A 17,989-nucleotide genomic window follows, 5' to 3' on the forward strand; every position below is an offset into this window, starting at 1 on the left:
CAAGGCGCATCCGCATTTCTGCTGATACCCGCGGTGAGCTCGTGCCTCTAGAATTCGCTTCGCGCGATCGGGTGAGGAGGACTGGATGGCTGAGTTGCATGAGCTCGGCGTTGCGGCCGCGGCGAAAGCCATTCGCGACGGCGAGGTGAGCGCCGAGCATCTTGTCGAGACATTTCTCGACCGCGGTGCGACCTACACGTATCTCAATGCTTTCGTCTCACTTGATGCGGATGCTTCGCTTCAAGCCGCTCGCGCGGTGGATCAGGCGCGCCACGGCGGCGAGGCGCTCGGACCTCTTGCCGGCGTGCCGCTCGGCATCAAGGACAACATCGACATTGCCGGCCAGGAATGCTGCGCCGGCACGCCCAGCCTTGCCGGCCATCGCCCGAAGAAGGATGCTCCGGTCGCGGCTGCCCTGCGCAATACCGGCGCGATTTTTCTGGGTCGCACCGGCATGCATGAGCTGGCCTTCGGCATCACCAACAACAACGCCTTTTCCGGCGCGATCCGCAATCCCTATGATCCCCTGATGATCCCAGGCGGGTCATCGGGCGGTGCCGGTGCCTCCTGTGCGGCACGCCTAACCCCAGGTGGCATCGGCACCGACACAGGAGGCTCGGTGCGGGTGCCGGCCGCCCTGTGCGGCATCGCTTCTCTGCGCCCCTCCGCCGGGCGCTGGCCAGCACGCCGCATCGTACCGATTTCGTCGACGCGCGACACGCCTGGTCCTATGGCGCGTTGTGTCGCCGATCTCGAGTTGATGGACCGGGTCGTCACCGGCAGCGCCGACATTTCTGCCGATCGGTCGCTGGACGGACTGCGCCTCGGCGTGCCGCGCGGCTATTTCTGGGACGATCTGGACCCCGAAACGGAGCGGGTCTGCCTGCAGGCGCTGACATTGCTGAAGGCGGCCGGCGTGACGCTGGTGGAGGCCGATGTTGCGGACCTTGCCGCGCTCAATGCCGCCGCCAGCAACATCATCGCCTTCTACGAGCCGGGTCGAGACATCGTGGCCTATCTGGCGGAAAGCGGCGCGGCGGTACAATTCGACGACATCGTGGGGAAGGCCGCCAGCCCGGACGTGCAGGGCATCATGCGCCTCCTCAGCGATCCGGCCACCATGGTTCCGAGGGCTGTCTATCAGGAGGCGATGGATGTCCATCGGCCGCGGCTGATCCAGGCCTATCGCGATCATTTCAGGGTGCACGGCATCGATGCGCTGGTGTTTCCGACGACGCCGTTGCCCGCCCGTCCGATCGGTGAGGATGTCGATGTCGAACTCAACGGCCGGCGCGTACCGACCTTCCAGACCTTCATCCGCAACACCGATCCCGGCAGTGTTGCCGGCCTGCCGGGCATCAGCCTGCCGGTTGGATTGACGGACCGGGGATTGCCTGTGGGGCTGGCCCTGGACGGGCTACCTGGCACGGATCGGGTGCTGCTGGCGATCGCGGCTTCGATCGAGACGCTTTTTCCGGCGCTTCCGGCGCCGATGCTCAAATCGGCAACCAAATACGCCTAGCGACGAGCAACAAAACGAAAGCACTTATGTCGTGCCGCCCAGCCGCCGGATGCTGGCGGTGAGCTCGGTGGCCAGCCTTGTGGCGGTTGCGGTGGCAACAATCATCTGCGGCAGCAGCATCCATTCCAGCGTCCAGGCGGCTCCCGATCGTTCCTGCTCGTGCACCAGTGCGGCATGCATGCCAGCAAGCTGTGCGGCGTTGAAACGGGCCAATGTCACCAGCACTTCGGCATAGATCGGGTTCTGCTTGTGCGGCATGGCCGAAGAGCCGCCGCCACCGGCGAGTTCGATGGCGTCCCCCGCGAGTGCCATGAGGCTGATGTCCTGACCGAACTTGCCGAGGCTTCCCGAGATCAATGACAAAACGGAAGCCAGGTCGGCGATGCGGTCGCGCTGGCTGTGCCATTGCGGGCGATCGGCCAGCCCGAGTTCGCCTGCAAGCGCCGAGCGCACCTCGCTCGCCCTGTCGCCGAGCTTATCGAGCGTTCCGGCTGCACCCCCGAACTGCAGGGCGAACCCGTCCGCCATCCATGCACGCAGCCGCTCGAGATTGCGCTCGGCCGGTCCGTGCCAGCTCTCGATGCGGTCGCCCGCCGGGATGGGGATTGCGGGCTGCATGCGCGTCGCGGCCAACAGGACGCGCTTGCCATCGCGCTTTTCGAGACTGTCGAGCGCACGCAGGAAAATAACGAAACGCTGTTCGATGATGGCAAGCACCGGTTTCAGGCGCAGCATCAGGACGCTGTCGACGACATCCTGGCTGGTGGCGCCGAAATGGACATGGGATGCGGCCTTGCCGCCGACCGCTTCGCGCAGCTGCCGCACCAGCTCCGGCACGACAACGCCATCTATCGAGATCGCAATACGCAGTCGGTCAATGTCGGGCTCGAAGGTGGTGATTGCGTCGATGATGGCGGCCGCCGACTCTCCCGGTATCAAGCCGGCCTTCGCTTCGATGGAGGCCAGCGCTGCCTCAAACGCAAGCATCGCCTTCATTTCCGCCTCGACGGAAAAATAGGCGGCAATCTCTTCGTCGCCGAGAAGGCTGCCAAGGATGGGATGATCGAAAGGGCAAACGCTCATCGGGCTCAGATATCCAGGAAGACGGTCTCCCGCTCGCCTTGCAAATGGATGTCAAACCGATAGCCGTCAGTGGTCTCGGCCTGTGCGATCATGGTCTTGACGCGGTCGCGGTGTTCAAGGCGCAGAAGCAGCGGATCCGCCGCATTTGCCTGCTCTTCCTCAGGGAAATACATGCGTGTGTGCAGGCCAAGATTGATGCCGCGGGCGACGATCCAGAAGGTGACGTGCGGCGCCATCAACCGACCATCCTTGAACGGTATTCGGCCAGGCTTGATGGTGTGGAAGGTGAACTCACCGTCGTCACCGTCGCATGCACAGCGGCCCCAGCCGGTGAAATCCGGATCGGCCTGCCCACCGGGCTCACCGGGGCTGTTGTGGAGGCCAGCCGCATCCGCCTGCCAGATCTCGACCAGGCCATCGCGCAACGGCGCGCCTGCGCCGTCGATGACGCGGCCACGGATGGTGATCCGGGTTCCCTTTGTTCGGTCGTTCACCATCGCCGCGCCGAGGTCGGTCGGATATACGCCGCTGATGCCGGAGGCATTCGGTGTCAGGCCGATATGCACATAAGGGCCCGCCGTCTGCGAAGCGGTCTCCTTCAGATAGCTGAGATCCTGCGTCATGGCGGTCGTGAACCCGTTGCCGTTTCCGATGTCGTCTCGATCTTGATGGTTCACGCCTAATTGCCGTCCAGGCGGTTTTCAAAAAGCGTCGAGCGCCTGCCGCGCAGGACAATATCGAATTTGTAGGCGCGCGCGTCCATGGGAATGGTGTTGGCCATGTCGAGCGGCGCGATCAGCAGTTCCACAGCGCGTCGATCGGGAATGGTGCGCACGATCGGACAACGCCAGATCAGCGGATCGCCCTCGAAATACATCTGCGTGATCAGCCGCTGGCCGAAGCCGTGGCCAAAGACGGAAAAATGGATGTGCGCGGGGCGCCAGTCGTTGGGGCCGTTCGGCCAGGGGTAGGGGCCAGGCTTCACCGTGCGGAAACGGTAGTTGCCATTCTCGTCGGTGATGCAGCGCCCACAGCCGCCGAAATTGGGGTCGAGCGCCGCCAGATAGCCTTCCTTCTTGTGACGGTAGCGACCTCCGGCATTGGCCTGCCACACTTCGATCAGCGCTCCCGGCACACAGCGTCCGCTTTCGTCCAGGACCCGGCCATGGACGATGATGCGTTCGCCGATCGCGGCTTCGCCAGAGCGGGCGAAATTGTGGATGAGGTCGTTGTCCAGATCGCCGAGGATCGCGTGGCCGAAGACCGGGCCGGTGATCTCGGAGATCGTGTTGTCCAGAGCCAGCAGTGCCCGCTGCGGCGAACGCAGCACCGAAGTCTTGTAGTCGGGCGTATAGGCAGGCGGGTGCCAGGTGCGGTCGCGCGTGAAGAAGGCGCCAGTGTCGGGGTTGCGGTCCGTCATGGTCTGGCTTCCCTTTCGGCGTCGAGCGTCTCATAGACCTGTTTGGCGATGCGGATCGCGCGGTTGGCCGCCGGTACGCCGGCATAGATCGCGACATGCAGCATGGCCTCGGTTATGTCCTCGCGTGTCGCCCCAGTATTGGCGGTGGCTCGCACATGCATGGCCACTTCCTCGTCATGTCCAAGGGCCGCCAGCAGCGCGATGGTGACGATGGAACGTTCGCGGGCCGTCCAGGCGGGGCGCGCCCACACCGCGCCCCACGCTGCTTCGGTGATCAGTTCCTGAAAGGGGCGATCGAAATCGGTGGTTGCACGCTCCGCTCTGTCGACATGGACATCGCCAAGCACCGCGCGGCGGGTTTTTGTCCCCTGCCTGTAGCGTTCCGACGTCGTCTCGGTTTTGGCCATGTCAGCGTCCCGGTGTTTGCGAGCGGATGAAGGCGCTGATCAGTGCGGTGAAGGTTTCAGGCTGCTCGACGCACGGGATGTGCCCCGCGCCTTCGATAACCTCATAGCGTGCACCGGGCACGAGATCAGCGAGGGATCGCACGAGTGCCGGCGGTGTCGAACCGTCCTGGTCGCCGACGATGCACAGTGCCGGAACCGAAACTTTTCTTGCGGTCTCGGTGAGGTCGGCACCAGCGAGTGCCCTGCAGGCAGCGACATAGCCGGTGACAGGCTGGCGGGTCAGCATGTTGCGGTAGCTGGATAGCTCGTTGGCCCGCCCACTATGGAAGGCCGGGGTGAACCATTTTTCCATCACGCCGTCGGCAAAGGCGGCGATGCCGCTGGTTTCGGCGATCGCGATGCGTTCGTTCCACGATTGCGCTGTGCCGATCTTGTGGGCGGTGTTGCTGAGGATCACCGCCTGCACGAGGTCAGGACGACTGGCATAGAGCTCCAGCGTGATGAGGCCGCCGATCGAAAGCCCGCAAATGATCGCGCGTTTGATGGCGAGGTGGTCGAGCAGGGTGGCAAGGTCCGCGGCATGGGTGGCGATGCTTGGCCGGGCGTTACCGAGATCCGAAAGGCCGTGGCCGCGCTTGTCGTAGACCAGCGTGGCGCATTGGCCTGCCAGGCGAGCCACGGTCTCGTCCCAGATGCGGAAATCGGTGCCGAGCGAATTGATGAACACGACGACCGGGCCGTCGGACGGGGCACCCGTCAGGCGGTGATGCAGGACGATATCATTGATCCGTGTCGCTCGCATGCACACCTCCCTTGCTGTTGTTGCCCTTTCGTTTGGTTAAGTAAAATAATAAATTGCGCCGGTTCGTTAACTGGTAGGTTATGGGCGGCATGATCGATCAACGCATCAAGTTCCGACATCTGCAGACATTCGTCGAGGTCGCACGTCAGAAAAGCGTGATGAAGGCTGCCGAAATGCTGCATGTCAGCCAACCTGCGGTGACCAAGACCATCCGCGAGCTGGAGGACGCGCTCGGCGTGCGTGTCCTGGAGCGCGACGGTCGCGGCATTCGTGTCACGCGTCTCGGTGAAGTGTTCCTGCGTCACGCGGGCGCCGCCATCTCGGCGCTGCGGCAGGGCGTGGATTCCATCGCAGCGGATGGACTGGGCAACGCCGATCCGGTGCGGATCGGTGCATTGCCGACGGTCTCCACGCGCATAATGCCGCGCGCCATGGCGCTGTTTCTTGGTGAAAACACCGGCAGCCGCGTCAAGATCGTCACCGGCGAGAACGCCGTGCTGCTCGGCCAGCTGCGCGTCGGTGATCTCGACATCGTTGTCGGGCGGTTGGCGGCGCCGGAGCAGATGACCGGCTTTTCGTTCGAACATCTCTATTCGGAAGAGGTGCGTTTCGTGGTGCGTGCCGGCCATCCTCTTTTGGCCCGCGGCGCCTTCGATTTTGCCGACCTCACCCGCTATGTAGCACTGATGCCGACACGGACTTCGATCATCCGTCCCTTCGTGGAGCGGTTGCTGATCGCCAACGGCGTGCCGAGTTGGCCGACCCAGATCGAAACGGTGTCACATGCCTTCGGCCGCGCCTTCGTGCGCTCGAACGATGCTGTCTGGGTGATTTCCGAAGGGGTGGTGACTGCCGATGTCGAAGATGGAGTGCTGGCAATATTGCCGATCGATACCAGCGAAACCAAGGGGCCGGTCGGGCTCACCATCCGCGCGGACCAGCAACCGACGCTGGCTTTGAGCCTGCTGATGCAGACGCTGCGCGAAGCGGCAAGGGAGTTGTCACAATAACCATGCTCCGTCCCCTGCAGTGCATCAGCCGTCAATACGGCAAGCCGACATAGTTCTCCGCGAGTGCGGTCGCCGCAGCATGAGAATGCGTCAGGTAGTCGAGCTCGGCATCCTGGATGCGGTGCTCGAAATCAGTGCGGCCGGGGAAGCGGTGGAGCAGGGTGGTCATCCACCAGGAGAAGCGCACTGCCTTCCATACCCTGGCCAATGCGCGTCCAGAGTAAGCATCGATGCCGGCCATGGATCTGTCGAGGAAGAACTCGCGCAGGCTGTTGAACAGGTAGTGCACGTCGCTGGCTGCAAGGTTCAGTCCCTTGGCGCCGGTTGGCGGGACGATGTGGGCGGCATCACCGACGAGAAAGAGACGACCGAAGCGCAACGGCTCCGCCACGAAGGAGCGCAGCGGCGCGATCGATTTCTCGAAGGATGGCCCAGTGGTCACGGCCTCGGCATGATGACGGGGCAGCCGGCTGCGCAATTCATCCCAGAAGCGATCATCGCTCCAGTTTTCGATCTGCTCGTCGGCGGGCACTTGCACATAATAACGCGAACGCGTCGTCGAGCGCATCGAGCAGAGCGCGAAGCCACGTTCGTGGCTGGCATAGACCAGTTCGTCGCTTACCGGCGGCACCTCGGCAAGTAAACCCAGCCAGCCGAACGGGTAGGCGCGTTCGAAGGTTCGTATGGCGCCCGCCGGGACGCTACGGCGGCTGATCCCGTGGAAGCCGTCGCAGCCAGCGATGACGTCGCAATCGATCCGCTCGGCGACGCCGTCCTTGGCGTAGGTGACGTACGGGTTGTCGGTATCGAAATCCTGCAAGGCGAGATTCTCGACTTCATAGAAGGTCGATGGGCCCGAGGCCTCGCGCGCGGCCATCAGGTCGCGCGTCATTTCGGTCTGGCCATAGACGGTGACATGTTTGCTGGTGAGGGCAGCAAGATCGATGCGATGGTCGCGTCCGTCGAAAGCGATGGAAAAGCCGTCATGCGTAATGCTCTCAGCACGCAGGCGCGCGTCGGCGCCGGCTCTGCGCATCAGCTCGACTGTGCCTTGTTCCAGCACGCCGGCGCGGACACGGCCGAGGATGTAGTCCTTGCCGACCCGGTCGAGAATGACGTTGTCTATGCCTGCTCCAGTCAGGAGCTGGCCAAGCAGCAGGCCCGACGGGCCGGAACCAACAATGACGACCTGTGTTCGCATCCGGTGCTCGAAACGATGACGCGGCCGGGGACCTATCCAGCCGGAAGGCAGCACCATCGCCCAACCTGGGGGGGTGGTAAAATGATATCTGAAGCCGATCTCATATGCAGATCGTTATGAAAGAGGGGCGCAGAGATCACGGCGAATTGCCCGAAGAGGGTGATCGGACCCATCACGGCCCAGAGCAACCGTGTTGCCCGAGTCCGCCATGAGCCGTTTGTGCGATGAGCCCGACCGATCTCGGGGCTATTCGACTCGAAGCGCCGAAGCGAAACGTTTCGTTTCGACAACCACAGCCGCCGCCTGCGTTGGTAAATCAATGCTTAATGAAATGATGCCGGGACTGCTGAGGACCATGTGAGCGGTGGGCGATCGGCAACAGTTCTGGCCACTCCTGCAGATATTTACCGGTAAAGGTCAAAAAAGTATCATTGCGAATGACCAAACGTGGTGGCGCCGTCGTGGCACGGGGACTAGCGTTTGTTTCGAAGGTCAGAGCTGGAGCGCATCCAGCCGATTGGGAAAGGGCCGCAGCGGCAAGACCGTCTCGTGCCTGGAGGAAACGAACATGGGTCCGGACCTGGAAGTCGTCCAGATTCGCCAAGGCGAGTCGTTCAAGGCCTGGTCGCACGGCTATCCGTTCCACACGGTGCGCTGGCATTTCCATCCCGAATACGAACTTCATCTCGTGGTCGCCACCGCCGGGCGATACTTCGTCGGCGATTTCATTGGTGAATTCGAACCCGGCAATCTGGTGCTGACTGGTCCCAACCTGCCGCACAACTGGGTGAGTGACATTCCTGCCGGATCGACCATCCCGCTGCGTTGCCGCATCCTGCAGTTCAATGAAGGCTTCATCGGCGACACCATGCGGGTGCTGCCGGAACTCGCTGCCCTGGCACCCGTGCTGGAACAGTCACGGCGTGGTGTGATGTTTTCGGCCGAGACCAGCCGGCAGGTCGCGCCGGTGATGGAAGAGTTGATGCGGGCGCAAGGCGTGCGTCGCATCGAGTTGTTTATGGCAATCGCGGGCCTGCTCAGCCGCGGCCACGGCGCGCACATGCTGGCGAGCCCGAACTACCTGCCGGATCCGTCCGGATATATGTCAGCGGGCATCAACAAGGCACTCAACTATCTGCGCGAAAACCTGACCAATCCGTTCAGCGAGGCGGATCTGGCGGGCATCGCCGGGCAGTCGACCTCGGCCTTTTCGCGCGCCTTCCGCCGCCACACCGGCATGACGCTGGTGCAGTATGTGAAGCGGCTGCGCATCAATCTCGCCTGCCAGATCCTGACCAGCGACGAAGAGGCGCCGATCACCGATATCTGCTTCGAGGTCGGCTTCAACAACCTGTCGAATTTCAACCGCCAGTTCCTGGCTGAAAAGGGCATGACGCCGTCACGCTTCCGGCGGCTGACGATCGACCACATCAACGCGGCAAAAGCCGCCTGAGCAAACGCGGCCGAGGCCGCCCAAGAAGGAGGGGCAGGGAGGAACACCAGCGGAAGAAATGAACAACGTGAGCGGTCGTTTGCCGCTCGCGAGGGGAAAGCCTTGTCCTTCGGTCAGCTTCGGTGCCGTGGCGGGATCGCCGCGCAGGCCCGATTGGACCCGACGGATCCACGCTGCCTGGGAGGGCAGCTCTTCAGATCACTCATTGTCATATCGTTCAAGGGAGAAGATGCAATGAAACATTCATGGAAAACGACCGGCCTGGCGATGCTGGCCCTGTCCCTCGCTTCGGGCTCGGCACTCGCCCAGAGCGCCGACGGCGCCACCGTTGCCTTCCTGATGCCGGACCAGGCTTCGACCCGCTACGAGGAGCACGACTATCCGGGCTTCAAGGCCGAAATGGAGAAGCTCTGCGCGTCCTGTAAGGTGCTCTACCAGAACGCCGACGCCGATGCAGCACGCCAGCAGCAGCAATTCAACTCGATGATCTCGCAGGGCGCCAAGGTTATCGTCATCGATCCGGTCGATTCCACCGCTGCCGCCTCGCTGGTGAAGCAGGCGCAGGCGCAAGGCGTGAAGGTCATCGCCTACGACCGGCCGATCCCCGATGCCAAGGCCGACTTCTATGTTTCCTTCGACAATGAAGCCATCGGCAAGTCGATCGCCGACTCGCTGGTCAAACATCTGAAGGACAAGGGCGTGAAGGCCGGCGAGGGCACTGGTGTCTTGCAGATCAACGGTTCGCCGACCGATGCTGCGGCCGGCCTGATCAAGAAGGGCATCCATGCCGGCCTCGACAACAGCGGCTATCCGATCCTGGCCGAATACGACACGCCGGAATGGGCGCCGCCGAAGGCCCAGCAGTGGGCGAGCGGCCAGATCACCCGCTTCGACAAGAACATCCTGGGTGTCGTCGCCGCCAATGACGGTACCGCCGGTGGCGCCATCGCGGCGTTCAAGGCCGGTGGTTTCAACCCGGTTCCGCCGATCACCGGCAATGACGCCACGCTGGCGGCACTGCAGCTGATCATCGCAGGCGACCAGTACAACACCATCAACAAACCAAGCGAGATCGTCGCTGCCGCAGCAGCGAACATCGCCGTCCAGCTGGTCAAGGGCGAAACGCCGAAGGCCGAGACGACGCTGTTCAACACGCCGTCGCAGCTGTTCGTTCCGGTGGTCGTCACCCAGGAAAACCTGAAGGCGGAGATCATCGACAAGAAGATCGCCACCGCCGAGCAGCTCTGCGTCGACCGCTATGCCGAGGGCTGCAAGAAGCTCGGCATTACCCAATAAGCCACTGATCGCGACTGCCCCGCCGCGTGCGGCGGGGCAGCATTGCCCATCTGGGCGAAATTCTTGGGAAGGCTTGCATCATGACAGGAACATCACAGGGGCCTGCCTCGGCACGTGAGCTTGTGCTCAGCCTGCGCGGCATCTCCAAGCAATTCGGCGCCGTGTCGGCGCTCACTGACATCGACCTCGACGTCCATGCCGGCGAAGTCGTCGCCCTTGTCGGCGACAACGGTGCCGGCAAGTCGACCCTGGTCAAGGTCCTCGCCGGCGTGCATCAGCCGACGTCGGGGACCATCACCTTCAAGGGCGAACCCGTGGCATTGTCCGATCCGGCGACAGCCCTCGGCCTCGGCATCGCCACCGTCTTCCAGGATTTGGCTTTGTGCGAGAACCTGGACGTCGTCGCCAACATCTTCCTCGGCAAGGAACTCAGCCCGATGCGGCTGGACGAAGTGTCGATGGAGATCAAGGCCTGGAAGCTGCTCAACGAACTTTCGGCGCGCATTCCCAGCGTGCGTGAGCCGATCGCTTCGCTGTCGGGCGGTCAGCGCCAGACGGTGGCCATCGCCCGCTCGCTGCTGCTCGACCCGAAACTGATCATGCTCGATGAGCCGACAGCGGCCCTGGGTGTCGCCCAGACCGCCGAGGTGCTCGATCTGATCGAGCGTGTGCGCGAACGCGGCCTCGGCGTGATCATGATCAGTCACAACATGGAGGACGTCCGCGCCGTCGCCGACCGGATCGTGGTGCTGAGGCTCGGCAAGAACAACGGCGTCTTCCTTCCCGATGCGTCCAACCAGGAACTGGTCAGCGCGATCACCGGTGCCGAGAACAATTCCGTTTCCCGCCGGGCCAGCCGCCGCGCGCAAGCTCAGGAGAGCCAGCCATGACCGACAAAGCCACGCAGAATGCGCCCAAAGCGCAGCTTCTCGATCGCGCCGACGTGCGCGTGAAACATGCCGAGGGACTTGTCGGCACGATCGGTGCCTTTTTCGACCGCGTTCGGTCGGGCGACCTCGGTTCGCTGCCGGTCATCGTTGGGCTCGCCATCATCTGGACGGTGTTCCAGAGCCTGAACCCGGTGTTCCTGTCGGCGAACAATCTGGTCAATCTTCTGTTCGATTGTTCGACGGTCGGCGTTATCGCACTCGGCATCGTCTGCATCCTGATGCTTGGAGAGATCGACCTGTCGGTCGGCTCCGTCAGCGGTTTTGCTTCGGCGCTGGTCGGGGTGCTGTGGGTGAACCAGGGCTGGCCCGTCGGTTTCGCCATCGTCACCGCCATGGCGGCAGGCGCGGTTATCGGATCGGTCTATGCCTTGCTGCTCAACCGTTTCGGCATGCCGAGCTTCGTTTCGACGCTGGCCGGCCTGCTCGCAGTGCTCGGCCTCCAGCTTTATCTGCTCGGTTCGACCGGCTCGATCAACCTGCCCTACGAGTCGCCTTTGGTGAATTTCGGTCAGTTGATGGTGATGCCCGCCTGGGTTTCCTACGGGCTTGCCGCGATTGCCGGTATCGCCCTTTTCTGGACGGGATACCGCGAAGCGTCGCGGCGTCGTGAGGCAGGCCTGTCGGCACAGTCGGTGGCTGGCATCGTCGCGCGCGCCGTCGTCATCACCGTCGTGCTCGAGGCGATCGTCTTCTACCTCAACAGCTCGCGCGGCATTCCATGGATGTTCGGGCTGTTCGTCGGCCTTGTCGTGGCGATGAACTATGCGCTCAAGCGCACCAAATGGGGCCGTTCGATGCACGCCGTCGGCGGCAACCGCGAAGCGGCCCGCCGCGCCGGCATCAACGTGCGCTATATCTACACCACTGCCTTCATGCTGTGCTCGACCCTGGCAGCGACCGGCGGCATCCTGGCTGCGTCGCGCCTTGCCTCATCCAGCCAGCAGGCAGGCACCGGTGACGTCAACCTCAATGCCATCGCGGCGGCGGTCATCGGCGGCACCAGCCTGTTCGGCGGTCGCGGCAGTGCCTATTCGGCCCTGCTCGGCATCATCGTCATCCAGTCGATCGCCAGCGGATTGACGTTGCTCGATCTGTCGTCGTCGCTTCGATACATGATCACCGGTGCCGTCCTGGCGATCGCCGTGATCGTCGACTCGCTGGCACGCAGGTCGCGTGTCTCGCACGGCCGCGCCTGATCTGGAGCGTTTCCGTTTTCACGGAAACGCGGAAACGCTCCAGCTTTGTCTTACGCAATTCCGGACGGAAAACCGCTACGCACTTTTCCTGGAATTGCTCGAATTTCCAAGCAATACCAAGCAAAAGCAGAGGCAGAAATGGCTCAGGACCTTACCGGACAAGTCGCGGCGATCACCGGCGCCGCATCGGGCATCGGCCTGGAATGCGCCAGGCACCTGGTGGCGGCAGGCGTACGGGTCGCGCTCGTCGATCGCAACGAGGATGCGCTGACCGCCGTCTGCGAGGACCTTGGGCCGCAGGCATTCCCCGTTGTGGTCGACCTGATGGACCCGAAGAGCGTGGCCGGCATGATGCCGCAGATCCTGGAGAAGGCCGGCCAGCTCGACATCTTCCACGCCAATGCCGGCTCCTATGTCGGCGGCGAGGTCGTGGAAGGGGATCCGGATGCCTGGGATCGTATGCTGAACCTCAACATCAATGCGGCGTTCCGGTCCATCCATGCGGTGTTGCCGCATATGGTCGAGCGCAAGACCGGTGACATTGTCGTCACGAGCTCGATCGCCGGTCTTGTGCCTGTGGTTTGGGAGCCGATCTACACGGCTTCCAAGCACGCTATCCAGGCCTTCGTACATACGTTGCGCCGTCAGGTGGCCAGGCACGGCCTGCGTGTCGGCGCGGTTGCGCCAGGCCCGGTGGTGACGGCGCTGATCAGCGACTGGCCGAAGCAGAAACTGGAGGATGAACTCGCCGCGGGTGGGCTGATGCAGCCAGTTGAGGTGGCGGAGGCGGTGATGTTCATGCTGACCAGGCCGCGCAACATCACCATCCGCGATCTGGTGATTCTGCCGCAGAGCAACGATCTTTGATTTCCAACGCCGCCGGCTTGCTCGGCGGCGACGTTCTTCCTCTCTCGTTTTTGCGGGTGATCGCATGATTTCGGCAAAACATTTTATCGGCATCGATGTCGGCACCGGCAGTGCCCGTGCGGGCGTGTTCGACGCCAATGGAACCATGCTTGCGTCTGCCAGGCGCGACATCGCGCTGTTTCGCGAAGCCGGAGACATCGTCGAGCAATCGAGCAACGATATCTGGCAGGCGGTCGCCGCAAGCACGCGCGAAGCCGTCGCCAAATCAGGCGTCCCGGCAGCGTCGATCGCCGGCGTCGGCTACGACGCGACCTGTTCGCTTGTCGTGCTGGGCGAGGGCGGACGGCCGCTTGGCGTCGGGCCGACCAGCGAGGCCGATCGCAACATCATCGTGTGGATGGATCATCGCGCCACCGCGCAGGCCGCGCGCATCAACCGCACCGGCGAAGCAGTGCTGAATTATGTCGGCGGCGCGATCTCGCCGGAGATGGAAACGCCGAAACTGCTGTGGCTGGCCGAGCACAAGCCGGAGACTTTCGCCAACGCATGGCAGTTCATGGACCTGACCGATTTCCTGACCTGGAAGTCGACAGGCAGCCTTGCGCGTTCCGTCTGCACGGTGACGTGCAAGTGGACCTACCTGGCGCATGAGCAGCGCTGGGACGAGCATTATTTCCGCGCCATCGGACTTGGCGCGCTGGCAGACGAGCAGTTCCGTCGCATCGGCACCGAAGTCGTGCCTGCCGGCACGGCGCTCGGCAGCGGGCTGACAGCCGACGCCGCGCGTGACCTGGGTCTCATGGAAGGCACGCCGGTGGCTGCCGGCCTCATCGATGCTCACGCCGGTGGTATCGGCACCGTGGGGGCGCGAGGCGCTGCCGGAAGCGTGCTGACGCGCATGGCCTATGTGTTCGGCACATCGGCCTGCACCATGTCGACCACCGCCGCCCCGGCATTCGTGGACGGCGTATGGGGGCCGTATTTCTCGGCCATGGTGCCGGGGTTCTGGTTGAACGAAGGCGGCCAGTCTGCCGCGGGCGCCGCGATCGATCATCTGGTGCGTATGCATCCGGCGTCAGCCGAAGCGGCTGCGCGGGCTGACAAGGATGGCATGAGCCTGAGCCAGTGGCTGGCGATTGAGGCCGGCAGACATGGCGGCGCGGGAAGCGCGCCTGAACGTATCGGCAAGCTGCATGTCGTGCCGGAATTCCTCGGCAATCGCGCGCCTTTTGCTGATCCAGGGGCGCTTGGCCTGATCGCGGGCATCGGCATGGATACGAGCCTCGATGGGCTGGTCGGCCTTTATCTCGCCGGAGTCTGTGGCCTCGGATATGGTGCGCGCCAGATTGTCGGTGTCCAGGCCGCGAAAGGTGTTTTGACGGATACCATCGTGGTCAGCGGCGGCGCCGGCCAGAGCCCGCTGGTGCGCCAGCTTCTGGCCGACACGACCGGACTGGTCGTGGCAGCCTCGACCTCGCCGGAACCTGTCCTGCTTGGTTCAGCCATACTCGGCGCCGTTGCCGCAGGTCATTTCCCGGATATGGCATCGGCCATGGGTGCGATGTCGGAACTTGGCGAAACCTACCAGCCCGATGCGGCACATGCCGGTTGGCACGCAAACCGGTTCCACGCGTTCGAGCTGCTGCAGAAAGCGGGCAGGGCAGTTCGCGGCGACGCATAACCTCGTCTCTCCCGGCAGAAGGAGGGGTAGCGCCTGACCATTCTTGGGTCTATTCCGGTCTCATCGATATGCTGCGGATGGACTTTTTCCCGGCCGATGGCGTAAGACGCTGCCGGACGGAGATGCGTGGCGAAGGCAAAAGTCGCCATCGACATGTGCTGGTTTCGGGGGACAAGGCATGACTGCAGAGAATGGCAAGGCAACCGCTCAAGCCGCGGATGCGCTACCGCTCTTCTACGCGAAGCCCGAGGCCATGAATCCCGACCGGCATGGTTCGCTCGGTCTCGCTGCGCGGGTTGATTTCTCGTTTACGCGTGCCGCGCATGCGCTGCCGGTTGTGACGGGCGAGATGCCGGCAGCCATGCGGTCCTACCCGATCGTCTTTGTCGGCCCGGCCAACCAGCCGGTCGTCATCACTGGTCTGCGGCAGGGCGAGAACCTGTTCGTGGACAAGGATGGCCAGTGGGCAAAGCCGCATTATGTTCCCGCCTATGTGCGCCGTTATCCGTTCATCCTCGCCGATGACGGCGGGCAGGGCAGCGGGCGGCTGGCGCTCTGTGTCGATCGGGCCAGCGACCGGGTGGTCGAACAGGTCGTGGCGGCCGCGCGCGGTGACAAGGTGCTGCCATTCTTCGCAGGTACCGAGGCGACAGAAGCCACCAAGCAGGCACTGGCCTTCTGCAACCAGTACCAGATGGACTTTGCCGCAACGCGCGCGATGGTCGACAAGATCGATGCACACGGCCTCTTCGCCGAGCGTCGCAGCACCGTGACACTGGAGAATGGCGAGGTGCTCAACCTCACCGACTTCAAGATCATCGACGAGGATGCCTTCAACAAGCTGGGTGACGAGGCTTTTCTCGATCTCAGGAAGTCAGGCGCGCTGACGCTGGTTTATTGTCATCTCGCGTCGACCAACAGCTGGAGCTCGTTGATCCATCAGGCGGCCTTGCAGAAGGCCTGACGGCCGGCGCGCCTGTACCGCTTCGCCCTTCGTTCGTGCAGGCCCACACTCTCCCGGCGATGCTTCAAGGATCGGCTGGAACGGGTCCTGGCATTTGAATTCAGATGTCGGCCCAAGAGTTTTTCGTTCGCTGTACGAGGGTGAAGCAACCCTCAAACCACCCAAATTAAGCCATTCTGCATACTGGGATTTTTGGCTTGAAAGCCCGAATTGCCAGGCCATTGGGCGCGCCCACATTTCCCGCAAGCCATTATGTTAAAACGATTTTTTCGTCGATACGACCTTTTTCGCGGTTGACGAAGAGCCACTTCGCTCATACCCATAAATCAAATTGATTTATTCTATCCGCCAGCAAGAGCGGAAGGGTCGATTCCAACCAGGGGAACCAAAACCATGCGTGCCAAAAGGACGAATCCGTCTTCTTTCCACCGGGCTGTGTCATTGCGGCGTCTGTTCGCCGGCGCAGCTTTCGCAGCGTTGTCCGCCGCGGCCGGGTTGACCGCCCAATCGACGCCCGCCTTCGCGGAAGCGGTGCTCTCCATGCATATCGAGGAGCAGACCAGCTGGGTACAGAACTTCAATCCGTTCGACCTCGGCGGCCGTCGCCAGAGCACGATGGATTTCATCTACGAGCCGCTGGTCATCTTCAACGATTATGACGGGGGCAAGCCAATCTGGCGTCTCGCAACGGCGTACAAGTTTTCCGATGACCTGAAGTCGATCACCTACACGCTGCGTGACGGCGTGAAATGGTCGGACGGTGAGCCGCTGACCTCGGCGGACATGAAATTCACGCTGGAGATGATGTTGAAGAACCCGGCGGTCGACACAGTCGGCGTCGGTGAAACCGTCGCCTCCGTGGAAACGCCATCGCCGACCGAGGTCAAGATCAACCTCAAGGCCGTCGACACGCATTTCCCCGAGACACTGGCCGATTTCCCGGTGGTGCCGGAGCACATCTGGAAGGACGTGAAGGATCCGCTCGCCTTCAAGAACGAAAAGCCGGTTGGTTCCGGACCGATGACCGAAGTTCGCCGCTTCACGCCGCAGGTCTATGAACAGTGCCGCAATCCGAATTATTGGGACGCCGCCAGTCTGAAGGTGGATTGCCTGAAGCTGCCGCAGATCTCCGGCAACGACCAGATGCTGGCACTGTTGCCCGAAGGCACGATGGACTGGATCGGCTCGTTCATTCCGCAGATCGACAAGACCTATGTCGCGCTCGATCCGAAGAACAATGGCTACTGGCAGCCGCCCGCCGAAACGGTGGCTTTCCAGATGAACTTCAAGACGAAGAATCCCGGCAATGCCGAGGCCTTCGCCGACATCAATTTCCGCCATGCCTTCTCGCTGGCCATGGACCGCACGTCGATGGTCGACATTGCCGGCTTCGGTTATCCGGTGGTGAACCTGCATGCGTCCGGCCTGCCGCCACGTTTCGAATCCTGGCGCAACAAGGCTGCAGAGGGCGAGCACGACGCATGGATGGCCTATGACGTCGACAAGGCCAACAAAGTACTCGACGATGCCGGCTACAAGAAAGGCGCCGACGGCTTCCGCGCCACGCCCAAAGGGCAGCCGATTGCCTTCTCCATCGCAGTGCCGAACGGCTGGACAGACTGGATCGATGCCGTGCAGATCGCTGTCGAGGGGCTGCGCAAGATCGGCGTCAACGCCTCAGTGGCGACCCCGGAATACGAACAGTGGCAGAAGCAGATTCTCGACGGTACGCTGGATGCCGTCATGAATTCGCGCGCTGATGGGCCGACGCCGTTCCGCGGCTACTACCAGTCGCTGTCGACGCCTTTCGCCGGTCGCATCACCTCGGCGCCGTCGCGCTATTCCAATCCGGAACTCGACAAGGTCTTCGACGCCTATCGCAAGGCGACTTCGGAAGAAGAGCGCCACAAACTGTTCGACCAGGTGCAGTTGATCGTGGCCAAGGAATTCCCGGTGGTACCGGTGTTCAACGGGCCTACCTGGTTCCAGTATTCGACCAAGCGCTTCACCGGCTGGGTGACGAAGGACGAACCAGTGATGAACCCGGAGGATCACGACAACAACCGCCTGCGGCTCGTGCATTTGCTGCGGTTGAAGCCAGTGCAATAATCAGGAGGGATCGGCGACGGGATAGTGG

At 62.8% G+C, this 17,989-nt stretch carries 16 protein-coding genes; 10 read left to right on the forward strand and 6 right to left on the reverse strand.

Translation table 11 applies throughout. The features are described 5' to 3' along the window. Positions 1 to 85 precede the first annotated feature (85 nt). Positions 86 to 1,522 (forward strand): indoleacetamide hydrolase, encoded by a 1,437-nt coding sequence (gene iaaH / locus ACFWYE_RS09430; RefSeq protein WP_379110965.1) that lies wholly within the window; start codon positions 86 to 88, stop codon positions 1,520 to 1,522. A 24-nt stretch (positions 1,523 to 1,546) separates the two neighbouring features. Here the strand turns inward: iaaH and ACFWYE_RS09435 are convergent, their stop codons facing one another. Genes ACFWYE_RS09435 through pcaD form a run of 5 tightly spaced genes read right to left on the reverse strand, consistent with a single transcriptional unit; the run spans position 1,547 to position 5,234 of the window. After that, the gene (locus ACFWYE_RS09435; RefSeq protein WP_379110966.1) at positions 1,547 to 2,605 is read right to left on the reverse strand and encodes a 3-carboxy-cis,cis-muconate cycloisomerase; all 1,059 of its coding nucleotides are present in this window, start codon (positions 2,603 to 2,605) and stop codon (positions 1,547 to 1,549) included. Between the two features lie 5 nt (positions 2,606 to 2,610). Continuing rightward, positions 2,611 to 3,228 (reverse strand): protocatechuate 3,4-dioxygenase subunit alpha, encoded by a 618-nt coding sequence (pcaG, locus tag ACFWYE_RS09440; protein WP_379111397.1) that lies wholly within the window; start codon positions 3,226 to 3,228, stop codon positions 2,611 to 2,613. 56 nt (positions 3,229 to 3,284) lie between these two features. Further along, the gene (gene pcaH / locus ACFWYE_RS09445; protein WP_379110968.1) at positions 3,285 to 4,025 is read right to left on the reverse strand and encodes a protocatechuate 3,4-dioxygenase subunit beta; all 741 of its coding nucleotides are present in this window, start codon (positions 4,023 to 4,025) and stop codon (positions 3,285 to 3,287) included. Beyond that, positions 4,022 to 4,432 carry a 4-carboxymuconolactone decarboxylase gene (gene pcaC, locus ACFWYE_RS09450; protein ID WP_379110970.1) on the reverse strand — a complete coding sequence of 137 codons (411 nt, stop codon included), beginning with the start codon at positions 4,430 to 4,432 and terminating at the stop codon, positions 4,022 to 4,024. Before pcaC ends, pcaH begins: the two co-directional genes overlap by 4 nt. A gap of 1 nt (position 4,433) precedes the next feature. Beyond that, complete coding sequence (gene pcaD, locus ACFWYE_RS09455) at positions 4,434 to 5,234, reverse strand: 3-oxoadipate enol-lactonase (RefSeq protein WP_379110972.1); 801 nt, start codon at positions 5,232 to 5,234, stop codon at positions 4,434 to 4,436. A gap of 89 nt (positions 5,235 to 5,323) precedes the next feature. Here pcaD and pcaQ point away from each other — a divergent pair, with 89 nt between their 5' ends. Further along, positions 5,324 to 6,244: a pca operon transcription factor PcaQ gene (gene pcaQ, locus ACFWYE_RS09460; RefSeq protein ID WP_379068230.1), complete on the forward strand. Its 921-nt coding sequence runs from the start codon at positions 5,324 to 5,326 to the stop codon at positions 6,242 to 6,244. Between the two features lie 31 nt (positions 6,245 to 6,275). On the opposite strand, the gene pobA is transcribed toward pcaQ, so the two are convergent. Further along, positions 6,276 to 7,445, reverse strand: coding sequence for a 4-hydroxybenzoate 3-monooxygenase (pobA, locus tag ACFWYE_RS09465; protein WP_379110974.1), 1,170 nt, complete (start codon positions 7,443 to 7,445; stop codon positions 6,276 to 6,278). A 568-nt stretch (positions 7,446 to 8,013) separates the two neighbouring features. On the opposite strand from pobA, the gene ACFWYE_RS09470 reads away from it, so the two are divergent. The 8 genes from ACFWYE_RS09470 to ACFWYE_RS09505 all read left to right on the forward strand — a co-directional run bounded on the left by ACFWYE_RS09470 (position 8,014) and on the right by ACFWYE_RS09505 (position 17,961). Continuing rightward, a complete protein-coding gene (locus ACFWYE_RS09470; protein WP_379068236.1) occupies positions 8,014 to 8,898 on the forward strand; it encodes a helix-turn-helix domain-containing protein in 885 nt (294 codons plus the stop codon). A gap of 234 nt (positions 8,899 to 9,132) precedes the next feature. Beyond that, positions 9,133 to 10,194, forward strand: a complete 1,062-nt coding sequence (locus tag ACFWYE_RS09475) for a sugar ABC transporter substrate-binding protein (protein ID WP_379068239.1) — start codon at positions 9,133 to 9,135, stop codon at positions 10,192 to 10,194. Between the two features lie 80 nt (positions 10,195 to 10,274). After that, a complete protein-coding gene (locus ACFWYE_RS09480) occupies positions 10,275 to 11,084 on the forward strand; it encodes an ATP-binding cassette domain-containing protein (RefSeq protein ID WP_379110975.1) in 810 nt (269 codons plus the stop codon). Beyond that, positions 11,081 to 12,340 carry a sugar ABC transporter permease gene (locus tag ACFWYE_RS09485; RefSeq protein ID WP_379110977.1) on the forward strand — a complete coding sequence of 420 codons (1,260 nt, stop codon included), beginning with the start codon at positions 11,081 to 11,083 and terminating at the stop codon, positions 12,338 to 12,340. The genes ACFWYE_RS09480 and ACFWYE_RS09485 overlap by 4 nt, the downstream gene beginning before the upstream one ends. Positions 12,341 to 12,478: 138 nt before the next feature. Continuing rightward, a complete protein-coding gene (locus ACFWYE_RS09490) occupies positions 12,479 to 13,207 on the forward strand; it encodes an SDR family oxidoreductase (protein WP_379110979.1) in 729 nt (242 codons plus the stop codon). 64 nt (positions 13,208 to 13,271) lie between these two features. Further along, the gene (locus tag ACFWYE_RS09495; protein ID WP_379110981.1) at positions 13,272 to 14,888 is read left to right on the forward strand and encodes an FGGY-family carbohydrate kinase; all 1,617 of its coding nucleotides are present in this window, start codon (positions 13,272 to 13,274) and stop codon (positions 14,886 to 14,888) included. A gap of 178 nt (positions 14,889 to 15,066) precedes the next feature. Beyond that, a complete protein-coding gene (locus ACFWYE_RS09500) occupies positions 15,067 to 15,852 on the forward strand; it encodes a SapC family protein (protein ID WP_379110982.1) in 786 nt (261 codons plus the stop codon). 540 nt (positions 15,853 to 16,392) lie between these two features. Continuing rightward, entirely contained in the window at positions 16,393 to 17,961 is a 1,569-nt protein-coding gene (locus ACFWYE_RS09505) for an ABC transporter substrate-binding protein (protein ID WP_379111399.1), read from the forward strand. Positions 17,962 to 17,989: the final 28 nt, after the last annotated feature.

The organism is Mesorhizobium sp. NPDC059025 (genome assembly GCF_042739655.1).
In the GTDB taxonomy this organism is placed as follows: Bacteria; Pseudomonadota; Alphaproteobacteria; order Rhizobiales; family Rhizobiaceae; genus Mesorhizobium.